This is a genomic window from Pseudomonas sp. MYb118, assembly GCF_040947875.1.
Lineage (GTDB): Bacteria > Pseudomonadota > Gammaproteobacteria > Pseudomonadales > Pseudomonadaceae > Aquipseudomonas.
In genome coordinates, this window is record NZ_JBFRXN010000003.1 from 707,246 (window position 1) to 723,285 (window position 16,040).

16 protein-coding genes are annotated in these 16,040 nt (G+C 62.1%); 9 read left to right on the forward strand and 7 right to left on the reverse strand.

The annotated features are described in order from the left end of the window. Positions 1-218: 218 nt before the first annotated feature. The 7 genes from urtA (at position 219) to ABVN20_RS24630 (ending at position 6,934) form a co-directional block, all read left to right on the forward strand. Positions 219-1,463 (forward strand): urea ABC transporter substrate-binding protein, encoded by a 1,245-nt coding sequence (urtA, locus tag ABVN20_RS24600; protein WP_368558351.1) that lies wholly within the window; start codon positions 219-221, stop codon positions 1,461-1,463. A 72-nt stretch (positions 1,464-1,535) separates the two neighbouring features. Beyond that, positions 1,536-2,453 carry an urea ABC transporter permease subunit UrtB gene (urtB, locus tag ABVN20_RS24605; RefSeq protein WP_368558352.1) on the forward strand — a complete coding sequence of 306 codons (918 nt, stop codon included), beginning with the start codon at positions 1,536-1,538 and terminating at the stop codon, positions 2,451-2,453. A 9-nt stretch (positions 2,454-2,462) separates the two neighbouring features. Next, positions 2,463-3,650 carry an urea ABC transporter permease subunit UrtC gene (gene urtC / locus ABVN20_RS24610; RefSeq protein ID WP_368558353.1) on the forward strand — a complete coding sequence of 396 codons (1,188 nt, stop codon included), beginning with the start codon at positions 2,463-2,465 and terminating at the stop codon, positions 3,648-3,650. Further along, positions 3,647-4,408: an urea ABC transporter ATP-binding protein UrtD gene (gene urtD / locus ABVN20_RS24615; RefSeq protein WP_368558354.1), complete on the forward strand. Its 762-nt coding sequence runs from the start codon at positions 3,647-3,649 to the stop codon at positions 4,406-4,408. Before urtC ends, urtD begins: the two co-directional genes overlap by 4 nt. A 10-nt stretch (positions 4,409-4,418) precedes the next feature. After that, on the forward strand, positions 4,419-5,108 hold the full coding sequence (gene urtE / locus ABVN20_RS24620; protein WP_368558355.1) for an urea ABC transporter ATP-binding subunit UrtE: 690 nt from the start codon (positions 4,419-4,421) through the stop codon (positions 5,106-5,108). A 164-nt stretch (positions 5,109-5,272) separates the two neighbouring features. After that, positions 5,273-6,502 carry a formamidase gene (gene fmdA, locus ABVN20_RS24625; RefSeq protein WP_368558356.1) on the forward strand — a complete coding sequence of 410 codons (1,230 nt, stop codon included), beginning with the start codon at positions 5,273-5,275 and terminating at the stop codon, positions 6,500-6,502. 84 nt (positions 6,503-6,586) lie between these two features. Continuing rightward, on the forward strand, positions 6,587-6,934 hold the full coding sequence (locus tag ABVN20_RS24630) for a zinc ribbon domain-containing protein (protein WP_368558357.1): 348 nt from the start codon (positions 6,587-6,589) through the stop codon (positions 6,932-6,934). Positions 6,935-6,946: 12 nt separating this feature from the next. Here ABVN20_RS24630 and ABVN20_RS24635 read toward each other — a convergent pair whose 3' ends face one another. The 7 genes from ABVN20_RS24635 to ABVN20_RS24665 all read right to left on the reverse strand — a co-directional run bounded on the left by ABVN20_RS24635 (position 6,947) and on the right by ABVN20_RS24665 (position 13,070). Beyond that, the gene (locus ABVN20_RS24635; RefSeq protein WP_368558358.1) at positions 6,947-7,543 is read right to left on the reverse strand and encodes a cytochrome c3 family protein; all 597 of its coding nucleotides are present in this window, start codon (positions 7,541-7,543) and stop codon (positions 6,947-6,949) included. Between the two features lie 9 nt (positions 7,544-7,552). Then, positions 7,553-8,038: a nitrate reductase cytochrome c-type subunit gene (locus ABVN20_RS24640; protein ID WP_368558360.1), complete on the reverse strand. Its 486-nt coding sequence runs from the start codon at positions 8,036-8,038 to the stop codon at positions 7,553-7,555. An 11-nt stretch (positions 8,039-8,049) separates the two neighbouring features. After that, a complete protein-coding gene (gene napA / locus ABVN20_RS24645) occupies positions 8,050-10,554 on the reverse strand; it encodes a nitrate reductase catalytic subunit NapA (RefSeq protein WP_368558361.1) in 2,505 nt (834 codons plus the stop codon). After that, the gene (locus tag ABVN20_RS24650; RefSeq protein WP_368558362.1) at positions 10,551-10,811 is read right to left on the reverse strand and encodes a chaperone NapD; all 261 of its coding nucleotides are present in this window, start codon (positions 10,809-10,811) and stop codon (positions 10,551-10,553) included. The genes napA and ABVN20_RS24650 overlap by 4 nt, the downstream gene beginning before the upstream one ends. A gap of 35 nt (positions 10,812-10,846) precedes the next feature. Beyond that, positions 10,847-11,014 carry a periplasmic nitrate reductase, NapE protein gene (napE, locus tag ABVN20_RS24655; protein WP_368558363.1) on the reverse strand — a complete coding sequence of 56 codons (168 nt, stop codon included), beginning with the start codon at positions 11,012-11,014 and terminating at the stop codon, positions 10,847-10,849. 608 nt (positions 11,015-11,622) lie between these two features. After that, entirely contained in the window at positions 11,623-12,219 is a 597-nt protein-coding gene (locus ABVN20_RS24660) for an NADPH-dependent FMN reductase (protein WP_368558364.1), read from the reverse strand. Next, positions 12,216-13,070, reverse strand: a complete 855-nt coding sequence (locus tag ABVN20_RS24665) for a sterol desaturase family protein (RefSeq protein WP_368558365.1) — start codon at positions 13,068-13,070, stop codon at positions 12,216-12,218. The genes ABVN20_RS24660 and ABVN20_RS24665 overlap by 4 nt, the downstream gene beginning before the upstream one ends. A gap of 68 nt (positions 13,071-13,138) precedes the next feature. Here ABVN20_RS24665 and ABVN20_RS24670 point away from each other — a divergent pair, with 68 nt between their 5' ends. Both ABVN20_RS24670 and ABVN20_RS24675 read left to right on the forward strand, forming a co-directional pair. Continuing rightward, positions 13,139-14,098, forward strand: coding sequence for an AraC family transcriptional regulator ligand-binding domain-containing protein (locus ABVN20_RS24670; RefSeq protein ID WP_368558366.1), 960 nt, complete (start codon positions 13,139-13,141; stop codon positions 14,096-14,098). 555 nt (positions 14,099-14,653) lie between these two features. After that, positions 14,654-16,012 carry an MFS transporter gene (locus ABVN20_RS24675; RefSeq protein ID WP_368558367.1) on the forward strand — a complete coding sequence of 453 codons (1,359 nt, stop codon included), beginning with the start codon at positions 14,654-14,656 and terminating at the stop codon, positions 16,010-16,012. Positions 16,013-16,040: the final 28 nt, after the last annotated feature.

Here is a 16,040-nt window from a genome sequence, read left to right on the forward strand (position 1 = left end):
CCGATAGGGCGAGGCGAAGCAATTTCTGTGCCCCGGCAGGTTCGGCAAGGCCGCGATGATGCCCGTCAATGGCGGCGCTGGCGGTAAGTCAAATGACGTATGGCGCTACGTCATGCTGCGTATACCGCCTTTGGGTCGTCGGCTTCATGCTCCGCTCACCTCGTGACGAAACGCCATCTAGAGCGTTCGCCGAGCCTTACCCGCACAGGAGCCGCACCATGGAAAAAGCACTACAGGGCGCGAGAAGCCGACTTCCACGACGGCTGTCGCTGGGGGCCGCCGCGCTGTCGCTGATTGCCGCGAGCATTTTCAGTCAGTCGGCACTCGCCGATGACGCCAACACCACCGGCCTGGCCGTGACCGCCACCGAAGTCACCGTCGGCCAGCTGCATTCGGCCACCGGCACCATGGCGATCTCGGAAACCGGTTCGATCCAGGCCGAACGGCTGGCCATCGACCAGATCAACGCCTCAGGCGGGATTTTGGGTCGCCAGATCAAGGTCGTGCAGGAAGATGGTGCATCGGACTGGCCAACGTTCGCCGAAAAGGCGCGCAAGCTGCTGGTCGGCGACAAGGTGGCAGCGGTGTTCGGCTGCTGGACCTCGGCCTCGCGCAAGGCGGTGTTGCCGGTGTTCGAGAAAGAAAACGGCTTGCTCTACTACCCGACGTTCTACGAAGGCCTGGAGCAGTCCAAGAACGTGATCTACACCGGCCAGGAAGCCACCCAGCAGATTCTTGCGAGCCTGGACTGGATCGCCAAGGAGAAGGGCGCCAAGACCTTCTACCTGATCGGTTCGGACTACATCTGGCCGCGCACCTCGATGAAGATCGCCCGCAAGCACATTGAGAACGTGCTGCACGGCACCGTGGTCGGCGAAGACTACTACCCGTTGGGCAACACCCAGTTCGGTTCGTTGATCAACAAGGTCAAGCTGAAAAAGCCTGACGTGGTGTTCGCCGCAGTCGTCGGCGGTTCCAACGTGGCGTTCTACAAGCAGCTCAAGGCCGCCGGCGTGACGGCAGCCAAGCAGAACCTGCTGACGCTGTCGGTGACCGAAGATGAGCTGCTGGGCATCGGCGGGGAAAACATGGCCGGCTTCTATGCCTCGATGAAGTACTTCCAGAGCCTGGACAACCCCAACAACAAAGCCTTCGTCGACGCCTTCAAGGCCAAGTACGGCAAGGATGCGGTGATGGGCGACGTGACCCAGGCAGCCTACCTCGGCCCGTGGCTGTGGAAGGCGGCAGTGGAGAAGGCCGGCAGCTTCGACATCGACAAGGTGGTGGCCGCATCGCCTGGCATCGAGCTGAAAACCGCGCCTGAAGGCTACGTGAAGATCCACGACAACCATCATCTGTGGAGCAAGACCCGCATCGGTGAAGCCCAGGCCGACGGCCAGTTCAAGGTGATCTACGAGTCCGACCTGATCGAGCCGAACCCTTTCCCCAAAGGTTATCAATAAGCCTTGTGCACCGTGAGGGCGCGCAGCCCTCACGTTCCCACGCCACGCGCTAATCATTCGGAGACCACCACCATGCAATGGCTATCTGATTTCGGTGCCATCGTGGTCATGCAGGGGTTCAACGGGCTTTCCGTGTTCTGCGTGCTGCTGCTCATGGCCCTGGGGCTGGCGATCATTTTCGGCCAGATGGGCGTCATTAACATGGCCCACGGCGAATTTCTCACCGTGGGCGCCTACACCACCTACGTGCTGTCGACGCTGGTGCAGAACTACCTGCCGTCGATGCAGCCGTACTATTTCTTCTTCGCCATCGCCTTGTCGTTCCTGGTCGCGGGCTCGCTGGGCTGGGTGGTCGAGCGGGTGATGATCAGTCGCCTGTATCACCGCCCGCTGGACACGCTGCTGGCCACCTGGGGCCTGTCGCTGGTGATGCAACAGGCGCTGCGCTCGATCTTTGGCGCGCGGGAAGTCAGCGCCAATCCGCCGGAGTGGCTGATGGGCGCGGTCAACCTGACCGATTCCATCGAGATCCCGCGCAACGGCCTGTTCGTCATGGCGCTGACTGTGCTGCTGACCGCCGGCGTGTTCCTCATGTTGTACCGCACCCGCTGGGGCTTGCAGGTACGGGCGACGGTGCAGAACCGCGTCATGAGCCGGGCGGTGGGCATCAACACCCGTGAAGTGGACCGCATGACCTTTGCCCTCGGCTGCGGCGTGGCCGGGGTGGCAGGGGCGGCGTTCACCACCATCGGCTCGACCGGCCCGACCGCAGGCTCCCTGTACATCGTCGACACCTTCCTGGTGGTGGTGTTCGGCGGCGCGCAGAGCCTGCTGGGCACGATCGCCTCGGCGTTCACCATCGCCCAGACGCAGTCGGTCTCGGAGTTCTTCATGAGTGGATCGATGGCCAAGGTGCTGACCCTGTCGGCCGTGATCCTGATTCTGTTGCTGCGCCCGCAAGGGTTGTTCGCAAGCAAAGTGCGCAAGTAGGGGCTGCCGATGAACACGATAGACAAACTCATGGGCGGCCGGCAGGGCGTGGTTGGCCTGCTGATTCTCGCCGCGCTGATCCTGGTGGTATTTCCGCTCACCCTCGACGCGTTCCGCTTGAACATGGTCGGCAAATACCTGACGTACGCCTTCGTCGCCGTGGGCCTGGTGCTGTGCTGGGGTTATGGCGGCATCCTGAGCCTGGGGCAGGGCGTGTTCTTCGGGCTGGGCGGCTACTGCATGGCGATGTTCCTCAAGCTTGAGGCCAGCGACCCGGAAAGTACCAAGATCCAGTCGACGCCGGGGATCCCCGACTTCATGGACTGGAACCAGATCACCGAGCTGCCAGCCCTGTGGGTGCCGTTCCACAGTTTCAGCTTCACCGTGATCGCGGTGGTTGCCGTGCCGGTCATCCTCGCCCTGGTGATCGGTGCAGCACTGTTCAAGCGCCGCGTGGGCGACGTGTACTTCTCCATCGTTACCCAGGCCATCGCGCTGATCCTCACCGTGCTGATCATCGGCCAGCAGGGCCTGACCGGCGGCGTCAACGGCATCACCGACCTGAAAACCCTGCTCGGCTGGGACATCCGCGGCGATGGTGCCAAGCTGATCCTGTACTTCATCAACGCCGTGCTGCTGCTGGGCTGCATCCTGATCGGCAAGTTCATCCTCGCTTCCAAGCTCGGCCGACTGCTGATGGCGATGCGCGACAAGGAAGAGCGCGTGCGCTTCTCCGGTTACGACGTCGCCGGCTTCAAGATCTTCGTGTATTGCGTGGCTGCCGGGTTCTCCGCGATTGGCGGGGCGATGTTCGCCTTGCAGGTGGGGTTCATGTCGCCGTCGTTCGTCGGCATCGTGCCGTCGATCGAGATGGTCATCTTCGCTGCCGTGGGCGGGCGCATGTCGCTGTTGGGCGCGGTCTACGGCTCGCTGCTGGTCAACTATGGCAAGACCTACTTCTCCGAATCCTTCCCGGAACTGTGGCTGTACCTGATGGGCGGGCTGTTCATCGCCGTGGTCATGTACTTCCCCAACGGCCTGGCGGGGGTCTGGGAGACTCACGGGCGCAAATGGCTCGCGCGGCTGCTGCCGGCGCGCAAGGTCGCGGTCGTGGCCCCGGCGGTCAAGGCCGAGGCGCCAACTGCAACTCCAAGTGAAGCTCCGACAACCTCCCGTTCGATGGAGACTCAAGCATGAGCCAGGCGACTGCTTTTCACATGCCCAAGCCGGTGCTGGCCATCGAAGGGCTGACCGTTTCGTTCGATGGCTTCAAGGCGGTGGACAACCTCAACCTGTACATCGACCGCAACGAAGTGCGCGTGGTCATCGGCCCCAACGGGGCAGGCAAGACCACGGTGCTCGATCTGATCTGCGGCAAGACCCGCACCACCAGCGGCAGCATCGAGTTCAAGGGGCGCGAGCTGACGAAGATGAAGGAATACGACATCGTCCGCGCCGGCGTCGGCCGCAAGTTCCAGACGCCGTCGATCTACGACAACCTGACGGTGTTCGAGAACCTGGAAATGTCCTTCCCCAAAGGCCGTACGGTGTTCGGCGCGCTGTTCTTCAAGCGCAGCGCCGAGGTGGTGCAACGGGTCCACGAGGTGGCGGCGGACATCTTCTTGGGCGAGCTGTTGCAGCAGCACGCGGGGCTGTTGTCCCACGGCCAGAAGCAGTGGCTGGAAATCGGCATGCTGCTGATGCAGGACCCGGAGCTGCTGATGCTCGACGAGCCGGTGGCCGGGATGAGCGTCAGTGAGCGGGCGCAGACCGCCGAGCTGCTCAACCGCATCAGCCAGGGCCGCTCGGTGCTGGTGATCGAGCACGACATGGAGTTCGTGCAGAGCATCGCGCACAAGGTCACGGTGCTGCACCAGGGCAAGGTGCTCGCCGAGGGCAGCATGGAGTCGGTGCAGAAAAACCCGAAAGTCATCGAAGTCTACCTGGGCCACTGAGGAGCACGGCATGTTTGCAATCAATCAGCTGGCCTGCGGCTACGGCCAGAGCCAGATCCTGCACGACCTCGACCTGAACGTCGCCAAGCAGGAAATCGTCGCGGTCATGGGCCGCAACGGCATGGGCAAGACCACGCTGTTCAAGAGCCTGATGGGCATCCTGCCGCAATGGCGCGGCCAGGTGAGCGTCGGCGGTGTGGAGATTTCCGCCATGGAAACCCATGCCCGGGTCGATCACGGTCTGGCCTACGTGCCGCAGGGGCGGATGATCTTCCCGGCGATGACCGTCCTGGAGAACATCCAGACCGGCCTGCCGGCGGCGGCCAGGGGCAAGGTGCCAGAAGACCTGTACGCGTTGTTCCCGGTGCTGTTCGACATGCGCAGCCGGCGCGGCGGCAACCTCTCCGGCGGCCAGCAGCAACAACTGGCGATCGCCCGTGCCCTGGCGACCAACCCCAAGGTGCTGCTGCTCGACGAGCCAACCGAGGGCATCCAGCCGTCGGTGATCAAGGACATCGCCCGCACCCTCAAGGAGATCCGCAACCTGCGCGACCTGACCATCGTCGTTTCCGAGCAGGTGCTGTCGTTCACCCTGGAAATCGCCGACCGTTTCCTGGTGATCGAGAAGGGCCGCTTCGTGGTCGAGGAAACCCGCGCTAACGTCGATGAGGCCACGATCAGCCGCTATCTGTCGGTGTAACTCGTTGATACAGCTCGCGGGCAGGGCCCGTTGAAATAGCCACTACACTCAAACCCGATCGCTTGAACCATTGTCACCGCAAGGCCCGCGCTTAGTGAAGTCGTGCAGGTCTCGGGCGTTCGTTCGCCTGCGATCGGGAAATTTTCCATCCAAGGAGAAATGCAATGACCGAAGTGTTGATCAAAGTAGACCTGAATCAGCCAGCCACGGAAAACGAGCAGATTCACAACCGCTGGCACCCGGACATCCCGATGGCGTGCTGGGTCAAGCCTGGTGACGACTTCATCCTGGAAACCTACGACTGGACGGCGGGCGCGATCAAGAACGACGACGACGCCAGCGACGTGCGCGATGTCGACCTGTCCACCGTGCACTACCTGTCGGGGCCGGTGGGCGTACACGGCGCCGAGCCGGGCGACCTGCTGGTGGTCGACCTGCTCGACATCGGCGCCAGGGCCGACTCGCAGTGGGGCTTCAACGGCTTCTTCTCGCGGCAGAACGGTGGCGGTTTCCTCACCGACCATTTCCCTTCGGCGCAAAAAGCCATCTGGGACTTCAAGGGCATGATGACCAGCTCGCGGCACATTCCCGGCGTGGAGTTCGCCGGCCTGATCCACCCCGGCCTGATCGGCTGCCTGCCCGATCACAAGATGCTCGCCGAGTGGAACCGTCGCGAGCAGGAGCTGATCAACACCAACCCCGAGCGCGTACCGCCGCTGGCCAACCCGCCATTCGCCAAGACCGCCCACCTGGGCAAGATGAAAGGCCCCGAGCGCGACATGGCCGCCGCCACTGGCGCGCGGACCGTGCCGCCACGCGAACACGGTGGTAACTGCGACATCAAGGACCTGTCCCGGGGTTCCAAGGTGTTCTTCCCGGTGTATGTCGACGGCGCTGGCCTGTCGGTGGGCGACCTGCACTTCAGCCAGGGTGACGGCGAAATCACCTTCTGCGGCGCCATCGAAATGGCCGGCTGGGTGCACATGCGCGTCGAACTGATCAAGGGCGGCATGGAGAAGTACGGGATCAGGAGCCCGATCTTCAAGCCAAGCCCGATCATCCCGACGTACAACAAGTACCTGATCTTCGAAGGGATCTCGGTGGATGAAAGCGGCAAGCAGCACTACCTGGACGTCAACATCGCCTACAAGCAGGCCTGCCTGAACGCCATCAACTACATGACCAAGTTCGGTTATTCGCCTGCACAAGGTTATGCATTGCTGGGCTCGGCGCCGGTGCAGGGGCATATCAGCGGGGTCGTCGACATTCCGAACGCCTGCGCCACGTTGTGGCTGCCGACGGAGATCTTCCAGTTCGACATCAACCCGAGTGCCAACGGGCCGACGCGCTACATCGACGGCAGCATCGACCTGCCGATCGCGCCGGACAAGTAGTCACGCCAGTGTTTGCGGCGCCCGGCAGGTGCCTGGTGCCGCAACTCATCAGGGAAGAACAGTCACTTTTGCGGAGTAGGTTTCATGGCCATGTACGAATACGATTGCCCCGAGTGCGGTTATTTCACGGCGATGCGGCCGATGGCGGACAGCGCCTTGCCCTGCGATTGCCCGACATGCGGGACGTCCAGCCTGCGGGTGATCCTTTCGGCGCCGGGCCTGGCGACCATGGCCGGCAACACGCGCAAGGCCATCGCCGCCAACGAACGCAGCGCCCATGCACCGAAAACTGTGGATGAATATCGCGACAGCGCCCGCCACCCCAAGGGTTGCGGTTGCTGCGGACCGAGCAAGAAAGTCGAACCGAGCAAGGCCAACCCCCATGCCCTCAAGGGCAAGGCCTCGGGCCGGCCGTGGATGATCAGCCACTGAGCGGGCGCGGGCCTACCAGCCCTTGACCCCGCTCATGTCCGGCAACTTGTGGGCGATGCCCTTGTGACAGTCGATGCACGTCGCTTCGCCATTGGCCAGCGACGTCGAGTGCATGGCCGCCGCGCGCTTGCTCTGGCGGGTGAAGTCCATGAACTCGAAGTTGTGGCAGTTGCGACATTCCCGTGAATCGTTGGCCTTGAGCCGCGCCCATTCGTGTTCGGCCAGTTCGCGGCGCAGGGTGAGGAACTTGTCGCGGGTGTCGATGGTGCCGAAGATCTTGCCCCAGACTTCCTTGGAGGCCTGCATCTTGCGCGCGATCTTGTGGGTCCACTCGTGGGGCACGTGGCAGTCCGGGCAACTGGCGCGCACGCCGGAGCGGTTGGTGTAGTGGATGGTTTCCTGCAACTCGACGAACACGTTGTCGCGCATCTCATGGCACGAGGTGCAGAATTTTTCGGTGTTGGTCAGCTCCAGCGCCGTGTTGAAACCACCCCAGAACACGATCCCGGCAATGAAACCGCCCAGCGTCAGGAACCCCAGGCTGAAGTAGACGCTGGGCCGACGCAGGATGCCCCAGTACTCCTTAAGCAGGGCGAACAGTGCTTTCATGTTGCCTCCTCAAGGTTTCTTTTCGGCGTTGGCGTCGTCTTGCAGGATCTTGTCGATGGTCTCGAAGCTGTTGCCCACCAGCGGCAGCACGTCTTTTTGCGGCACGTGGCACTGGGTGCAGAAGTAGCGGCGCGGCGACACCGCCGCCAGCGCCTGGCCGTCGCGGTCCATGTAGTGGGTGATGCTGATCGCGGTGGCCTGGGTCCGCGGGCTGTTGGCCCGGCTGTGGCAGGCCAGGCATTTGTTGCCGTTCTTGTCGACCTGGTAGCCGCGAATGCTGTGGGGAATGGTCGGCGGTTGCTCGGGGTAGTTGCGCTCGCGCTTGATGTCCTTGTTTTCATCCTCGGCCAAAGGCGGGGCGGGCCGCTCCTGGGTGATGGTGCCGCCAGGGCGACGCCCGTCCGGGGCCGGGGCATCCAGCGGATAATTGACCTCGGCGGCGAACACAGCGCCGATCACGGCAAACAACAGCAACGGCAGGATTCGAAAGGGCATGACGGTTCTCCTCAAGCCGCGCTGATCAACTCGATGCGGATGGCGCATTTCTTGTAGTCGGTCTGCTTGGAGATCGGGTCGGTGGCGTCGAGCGTGACCTTGTTGATCAGCTTGTTGGCATCGAAGAACGGCACGAACACCAGCCCCCGTGGCGGCTTGTTGCGCCCGCGGGTTTCGATGCGCGCGCGGATCTCGCCGCGCCGGCTGATCAGCTTCACCTCGCTGCCGCGCCGCGCCTTCATGGCCTTGGCGTCTTCGGGGTGCATGTAGACCAGGGCGTCGGGCACCGCGCGGTACAGCTCTTCGACCCGCTGGGTCATGGTGCCGGTGTGCCAGTGTTCGAGCACGCGGCCGGTGGCGAGCCAGAACGGATAGTCGGCGTCCGGCGATTCGGCCGGCGGTTCGTAGGGCAGGGCGAAGATGATCGCCTTCTTGTCGGGGTAGCCGTAAAACTGCACTTCGCTGCCGGCTTCGACGTAGGGGTCGAGCCCTTCGCGGTAACGCCAGCGGGTTTCCTTGCCTTCGACCACCGGCCAGCGCAGGCCCCGTTCGTTGTGGTAACTGTCGAACGGCGCCAGGTCATGGCCGTGGCCGCGACCGAACTGGGCGTATTCCTCGAACAGGCCTTTTTGCGGGTAGAAACCGAAAGCCTTGGCTTCATCGTTCTTGAAGCCGGCCTGGATCTGCTCCACCGGGAACTGATCCACCTGGCCATTCTTGTACAGCACGTCGAACAGGGTCTTGCCCTTGTATTGCGGAGCTTTGGCCAACAGCTCGGCGGGCCAGACCTCGTCGGTGGTGAAGCGCTTGGAGAACTCCATCAGTTGCCACAGATCGGATTTGGCATCCCCCGGCGCGCTGACCAGTTGGTGCCAGAACTGGGTGCGACGCTCGGCATTACCGAACGCGCCTTCCTTCTCCACCCACATCGCAGCGGGCAGGATCAGGTCGGCCGCCTGGGCGCTGACCGTGGGGTAGACGTCGGAGACGATCACGAAGTTTTCCGGGTTGCGCCAGCCCGGCAGCACTTCCTGCATGATGTTCGGCCCGGCGTGCATGTTGTTGCTGGCCTGGGTCCAGTAGACGTTGAGCACGCCGTCCTTGAGCATGCGGCTCTGTTGTACGGCGTGGAAACCGACCTTTTCCTGGATCGTGCCTTCGGGCAGCTTCCAGATCTTTTCCGCCGTGGCGCGGTGCTTGGGATTGGTCACCACCAGGTCGGCGGGCAGGCGGTGCGAGAAGGTGCCGACCTCCCGCGCGGTGCCGCAGGCCGAGGGCTGGCCGGTCAACGAGAACGGACTGTTGCCCGGCTCGCTGATCTTGCCGGTGAGCAGGTGGATGTTGTACACCAGATTGTTCGCCCAGACGCCGCGGGTGTGCTGGTTGAAACCCATGGTCCAGAACGACACGACCTTGCGCTTGGGGTCGGCATACAGCTCGGCGAGGTTTTTCAGGCGCTGCGCATCGACCCCGGTTTCCTTCGCGGTGCGCTCCAGGGTGTAGGGCTTGACGAAGGCGGCGAACTGCTCGAACGACATGTCGCTCCAGGTGTTGGCCTTGTCAGCGTTCTTCGCATTCTTCTCTCTCGGGTCGTCGGGGCGCAGGCCGTAGCCGATATCCTCGGCGCCCTTGGCGAAACGCGTGTGCTTGCTGATGAAGTCCTTGTTCACCGCTCCGCTTTCGATGATGTGATTGGCGATGTAGTTGAGGATGAACAGATCGGTCTGCGGCTTGAACACCATGGGGATGTCGGCCAGCTCGAAGCTGCGGTGTTCGAAGGTCGACAGCACCGCGACCTTGACGTGGGGCTGGCTCAGGCGCCGGTCGGTGACGCGGCTCCACAGGATCGGGTGCATCTCGGCCATGTTCGAGCCCCAGAGCACGAAGGCGTCGGTGGCCTCGATGTCGTCGTAGCAACCCATCGGTTCGTCCATGCCGAAGGTGCGCATGAAGCCCATCACCGCCGAGGCCATGCAATGCCGGGCGTTGGGGTCGATGTTGTTGCTGCGAAAGCCGGCCTTCATCAGTTTGTTGGCGGCGTAGCCTTCCCACACCGTCCATTGCCCGGAGCCGAACATGCCTATGGATTCGGGGCCCTTGCTCTTGAGCGCCTGCTTGTACTTCTGTGCCATGATGTCGAAGGCCTGGTCCCAGCTGATCGCCTGGAACTCGCCCTGCTTGTCGAACTGGCCGTCCTTCATGCGCAGCAACGGCTGGGTCAGGCGGTCGACGCCGTACATGATCTTCGACAGAAAATAACCCTTCACGCAGTTCAGCCCACGATTGACCTCGGCCTTGACGTCGCCGTGGGTGGCGACCACGCGATTGTCACGGGTGGCAACCATCACGCTGCAACCGGTGCCGCAGAAACGGCAGGGCGCCTTGTTCCAGTCGAGGGTGACCATGTCCGCTTCGGTGATCAGGTTGCTGGCGGAGGTGACAATCGGCAGGCCGGCCGCAGCCGCCGCAATCGCAGCGGCCTGGGCCTTGACGAATTCCCGGCGACTCATGCTCATTGGAGGTCTCCCGCGGAGTCGAGCACTTCGTGATAGATCAGCGCGGCGTTGAGCACGCCGGGCAGGTTGTTGATCTGTTCGATGCGTTGCAGGATCTGCTCTTCGTGACGGGTCTCGAGCACCACCACCAACTTGCCGGCGGCACTTTCCTGATGCAGTTCCAGATTCTCCAGCAGGCGCAGGTTGGCCTTCACCGCCTCGAACAGTTCGGGTCGGGCAAGTACCACAAGGCTGGCGATATGCAGGGTTTCGTCCATGGTCTGGCTCCAACGGATTGAGGTTTTGGCGTCGATCAGTTGGGCGGTCCTGGCGGGCCGTAGAGCATTTGCAGGAACCAGACGATGAAGCCGTAGCCACCGACAATGGCGACCGACAGCAGGGGGAACAGGCAGACGACAAGGAACAGGAACAGCCGCGTTTCCTTGCGACGCTGGTTTTTTTGTTCTGCGGGCAATGACATCGTGAGGCCTCCAGCCGAACTTGCTGGAGAGACTAGTTCACTTAAAAAAGTTGTGGTTATTGGCAAGGAGTTTGGCGACAGGCGGTGGGAAGTTGTTGATCGCTATATAAATTAGTTGATAGCGCTTTGTTGGGGCGTACGCACAATCATCTTGTGACACACACCATCACTTGTGGGAGCGAGCCTGCTCGCGATGGCGGAGTGTCAGGCACCGATGGTGTCGGATGTGCCGGCCTCATCGCGAGCAAGCTCGCTCCTACAGAGATTGATGTTGTCCCTGTGGGAGCGGGCTTGCCCGCGATGGCGGAGTGTCAGGCGCTGATGATGTTGGGTGGGCCGGCCCCATCGCGAGCAGGCTCGCTCCCACACTGTCCGCGGTCGAGCACAAAATCTGCATCCACCGCAAAAAACTGTGGGAGCGAGCCTGCTCGCGATGGCGATGTGTCAGGCGCCGATGATGTTGGATGTGCCGACCCCATCGCGAGCAAGCCCGCTCCCACACTGTCCGCGGTCGAGCACAAAATCTGTGTTCACCGAAAAAAACTGTGGGAGCGAGCCTGCTCGCGATGGCGATGTGTCAGGCGCTGATGACGTGGATGTGCGGGCCCTCACATGCCATTGGCAAACTCAGGATCGTCGGGGCGCAGGCGTTCGTTGAGGCCGCGCATGGCTTGGGCGTATTCAATCAGCACGCCTAGCGCCCAATCAGCACGCCGCCGGATGCGCAAGTCTTCGGCACTGGTGCTCTCCGGGCCATTCATCACCGATTCCACCTGCCGCACGATCAACTGCTCAGGTAAGTAGCAGACCCGGCAATTCTTGTAGCTGGAGGCCCGCAACTCCGACAGCGGATAGGCGCCACCCTGACCCGAAGACACACCCACCAACAACGCCGGTTTGTGCCCCAGTTCACGGTAACCGGCATACACGAACAGGTTCTTCAACGCCGGGCACGCCATGCCGTGCCATTCCGGGGTCAGCACCACCAGCGCATCGGCTTCGCGCAGCACGGCGCTGTGATCAGCCCACACGCCACCGACATCTTCGGCTGGCCACAAGGGTAGGGGCGCAGCACCGAGATCGATCACCCGAGGCTGTTCACACAGCGCCAACGCCTGCAAACGCGCCGCAAGAAACCCCGCGACCTTCGACGATTGGCTCGCACCCTGGCTGGAACCTGCGACAAGCACGATATTCAAGCTCATTTGGCCAACTCCTGACTGGATGCACGTTGCGCGGGTACACGTTTGCCGCGCGCCAGCGGCCAGAACAACTCCTCCTGCCAGCTCACCGGCTTCATGTCCTCGATGCCGTAGTGCTCAGGGCGCCTGCGGGTGATTTTCGCCGAGCCGAACAACACGTCCCAGAAGAACAGCAAGTTGCCGAAGTTGCCCTTGTAATGGGTCACGCCGTCATCGGCATTCAGCCCATGGTGCGCCGAGTGGGTGGCGGGCGTGGAAATGGTCCGTTCCAGCAACCACATCAGTGGACGCAGCGCCGGTATCCGGTAGAGTTTTTCGTCCCAGGGCACGCTGCTGTGGGCGGAGAAAATCACCAGCATCTTGACGATCAGGTAGCCGTAATACACCGGCGCCAGGCCCATGTAGATCAGCATCCCCGAGAACCACAGGCCGGGCATCAGCAGGTAGTAGAAGCTGTTGTTGCGATAGACGATGCGGATGCTCATGTAGGGCGCCGAATGATGCGCCCGGTGCAGCGAATACAGGAACGGCACCTTGTGGCTCAGGCGATGCCACCAGTATTGGGTCATGTCGTCCAGCACCAGGAACAGGCCCAGACCGAGCAGCCAGTGCACCCCGGCCAGGCTGTCTTTCAATTGCGGTGCGAAATGATCCAGCAACAGGCTGCTGAGCAAGGTCACCAGCGGCAGGGTCACGCCCATCAGCAGGCTGGAACCGAGGATTTCGATGATCACGTCGCGCCGCTGGCCACGGGGCTGGGTGAAGCAGGCGCAGGCGATTTCCAGGGCGATAAAGCCAATCAGGATGGCAAGGATGATCGGTACCGGACTGTTGGAGATTATTGTTGTATTCATGGCACTCTCTGGTTGGGGCCGATAATGGCAACGCCCGACAATAAGAAACCATGGGTCCAGCTCAAGCTATGCGCAAAACGGACAGAATCACCGTAAATCCGGTCAAGCCTTCGCCCGAACGATTTCATCGCGGCCCGCTGGGGCGGGTGCTGGAGCGCTATCTGGACAGTTGCACGCTCAAGGCCCGCAGCAACTACAGCATGGTTGCCCTCGAACAGCTGTGGCGCAAGGCGGCCAGCCATGATCCGGCCATCGGCCTGAAGCTGTTCTCGCATTTCACCCGCCAGGACTGGCACGTGCTGGCGCATGGCTGCCTGTACAGCGCCAACCTGGAGGAGTCGATTCGCTTCTGGGCGCGTTACGCACGCCTGGCTTCGGACATGGACAACATCGTGCTGGTCGAGGAGGGCGACTGCCTGGGGGTCGAGCTGCGCATCGAAGCCCCGGCGAGCCTGGCGCGGTATGTGGTCGAGCACTACTCGGTGATGTCGCTCAGCGTGCTGCGCATCGGCACCGGCCTGACCCTGCTGCCGATGCGCGCGTGTTTCGCCCATCCACGGCCGGCTTATCACGGGCAGTACAGCCAGTGGTTCGGCGACAACGTGCAGTTCGGGTGTGAGCACAATCGGTTGTATTTCACCCGTTCCAGCCTGCAAACGCCGTTGCAGACCCACAATGCCGGGATGATGGAAGTGGTGACCCAGGAACTTGACCGCCGCCTGGCGCAACTGCACCAACTCAGCGGCTGGGCCGGCCGGGTGGTGCAGGGGATTCGCCAGAGCCTGGTCGCGGGACAGCCTTGCAGCCTGGAGACCCAGGCGCAGGTGTTGAACCAAAGCCCCCGCACCCTGCGCCGGCGCCTGGACGAGGAAGGCATGACCTTCCGCTACCTGCTCGACCGGGTGCGGGCTGAGCTGGAGCAGTACCTCGAACTGCAAGGCGACACCCGCACCCAGATCGCCGCGCAACTGGGCTACAGCGACCTGGCCGCCTACGTCCACGCCCGAAAACGCTGGCAAGCCCTGTAGGAGCGAGCTTGCTCGCGATGGTGGGGTGTCAGGCGCTGATGAGGTTTGATGTGCTGGCCTCATCGCGAGCAAGCTCGCTCCTACAGTGTCTGCGGTCGTGCACAAAATCTGCGTTCACCGAAAGAACCTGTGGGAGCGGGCTTGCTCGCGAAGGCGGAGTGTCAGGCTCCGGTGATGTTGGATGTTTCGGCCTCATCGCGAGCAGGCTCGCTCCCACATTGGTCTTGGTCCTGCACAAAATCTGTATTCACCGAGAAACCTGTGGGAGCGAGCCTGCTCGCGATGGTGGCGAACGATGACACGGGCAATCAGGATGCCTTCGATAACCCATGTCCCGCACCCACTTCTTAAGTACCGTTACTTATTAAACTGCCTCCCATAACCAATTAAAAATCATCAAAACTCCCCAACTATTATCGAATCTGGCAGCTACTATCAAGATATCTAATACTCTGTTTGTACATGCTGAAAACTTGATTTTGTGGTCGTAGACTCCGTCGCAACCCGGTTCGAAAACACCGGAAACTACAACTATAAAAACAAGTGGAGTCACGAATGAGCAGTCAGATATCGTTCGAGGATCTTCCGCTGAGCCGCTTCCATATCCGGACGGTATTCAGTGGTACTGGAGGTCAATTCAGCGACGGATTCGTGCTTGGCATTATCGGCATTGCCGTCAGCATGGCCGCAGGCCCGCTGCAACTGACCGCGATCTGGATGGGCTTGCTGGGCGCAGCCTCGCTGGCCGGCCTGTTTCTTGGCAGCCTGTTTGCCGGACCTTTGGCAGACAAGTTTGGTCGTCGCAAAATCTTTGCCTGGGATATGTTGTTATTTGCCGGTATCTCGGCTTCGCAGTTCTTCGTTTCTTCTGCCGAACAATTACTGGTATTGCGCCTGCTACTTGGCCTGGTACTTGGTTTTGATTATGTCGTGAGCAAGTCGCTGGTCACCGAATTTGCCCCTCGTCGGTATCGCGGACGCCTGCTCAGCGTATTGGCGGCCGCCTGGGCGGCCGGTTACGTTGCGGCGTACCTGGTGGGTTTTGTGCTGCGCGACATGGGCCCCGACGCCTGGCGTCTCATGCTGGCCCTCAGTGGCGTCCCCGCATTGCTGATTCTGCCATTGCGCCTGGGCGTACCGGAGTCGCCGATCTGGCTGATGGCTCGCGGTCGCGGCGATGAAGCGATGGCGATCATCCGCAGCAAGTTCGGTCCCAACGTCACATTGCCTGCCGCAGCACCTGCGCCGGCGAAGAAACGCGGAAACTTCAGCGAGCTGTTCAGCCCGCGCTGGAGAAAGAACACCATCGTCGGTTGCGTGTTCTACACCTGCCAGGTCATCCCGTTCTTCGCCCTGGGCACGTTCTCGCCCCGGGTCCTCGAAGCGCTCAACGTGCAGGACAAATTCGTCGGCGGCCTGGTGTACAACGTGCTGCTGATGGTGGGCGCACTGCTTGGTCTGCTGATCATCGACCGCATCTCGCGCCGGACCTTCCTGGTCGGCACCTTCTACCTCAGCGCCGTTGGCTTGTCTGCGCTGGCCTATGGCGGCTTCGGGCCCATGGGCACGATCCTCGCGTTCGGCTTCTTCGCCTGCGTGCTGGCCGCCGCCGTGAACCTGGAATTCGTCTACCCACCCGAACTGTTCCCCACCCACCTGCGCGCCTCGGGTATTGGCCTGGCAGTGGCGTCCAGCCGTTTCGGCTCGGCATTCGCGACCTTCCTGCTGCCGATTGCCGTGCAACAACTGGGTGTGCACACCGCGTTGGGCGTATGCGTCGGAGTGCTGATCATCGGTGGCGTGGTTTGCCAGCTGTTCGCCCCGGAAACCAGCAAGGAAGACCTCTCCGGGGTCACTCCTGAAGGCGGGCCGACCAGCCACCCCCAGCCGACATTCGCCACTGACGGCAAATGACCGACTGACTGAAAAGACAGCACAAGCG

Bases quoted from the DNA above. Each gene is read 5' to 3' on its own strand.
- urtA (WP_368558351.1), top strand. From the start codon at position 219: ATGGAAAAAGCACTACAGGGCGCGAGAAGCCGACTTCCACGACGGCTG.
- urtB (WP_368558352.1), top strand. From the start codon at position 1,536: ATGCAATGGCTATCTGATTTCGGTGCCATCGTGGTCATGCAGGGGTTC.
- urtC (WP_368558353.1), top strand. From the start codon at position 2,463: ATGAACACGATAGACAAACTCATGGGCGGCCGGCAGGGCGTGGTTGGC.
- urtD (WP_368558354.1), top strand. From the start codon at position 3,647: ATGAGCCAGGCGACTGCTTTTCACATGCCCAAGCCGGTGCTGGCCATC.
- urtE (WP_368558355.1), top strand. From the start codon at position 4,419: ATGTTTGCAATCAATCAGCTGGCCTGCGGCTACGGCCAGAGCCAGATC.
- fmdA (WP_368558356.1), top strand. From the start codon at position 5,273: ATGACCGAAGTGTTGATCAAAGTAGACCTGAATCAGCCAGCCACGGAA.
- ABVN20_RS24630 (WP_368558357.1), top strand. From the start codon at position 6,587: ATGGCCATGTACGAATACGATTGCCCCGAGTGCGGTTATTTCACGGCG.
- ABVN20_RS24635 (WP_368558358.1), bottom strand. From the start codon at position 7,543: ATGAAAGCACTGTTCGCCCTGCTTAAGGAGTACTGGGGCATCCTGCGT.
- ABVN20_RS24640 (WP_368558360.1), bottom strand. From the start codon at position 8,038: ATGCCCTTTCGAATCCTGCCGTTGCTGTTGTTTGCCGTGATCGGCGCT.
- napA (WP_368558361.1), bottom strand. From the start codon at position 10,554: ATGAGCATGAGTCGCCGGGAATTCGTCAAGGCCCAGGCCGCTGCGATT.
- ABVN20_RS24650 (WP_368558362.1), bottom strand. From the start codon at position 10,811: ATGGACGAAACCCTGCATATCGCCAGCCTTGTGGTACTTGCCCGACCC.
- napE (WP_368558363.1), bottom strand. From the start codon at position 11,014: ATGTCATTGCCCGCAGAACAAAAAAACCAGCGTCGCAAGGAAACGCGG.
- ABVN20_RS24660 (WP_368558364.1), bottom strand. From the start codon at position 12,219: ATGAGCTTGAATATCGTGCTTGTCGCAGGTTCCAGCCAGGGTGCGAGC.
- ABVN20_RS24665 (WP_368558365.1), bottom strand. From the start codon at position 13,070: ATGAATACAACAATAATCTCCAACAGTCCGGTACCGATCATCCTTGCC.
- ABVN20_RS24670 (WP_368558366.1), top strand. From the start codon at position 13,139: ATGCGCAAAACGGACAGAATCACCGTAAATCCGGTCAAGCCTTCGCCC.
- ABVN20_RS24675 (WP_368558367.1), top strand. From the start codon at position 14,654: ATGAGCAGTCAGATATCGTTCGAGGATCTTCCGCTGAGCCGCTTCCAT.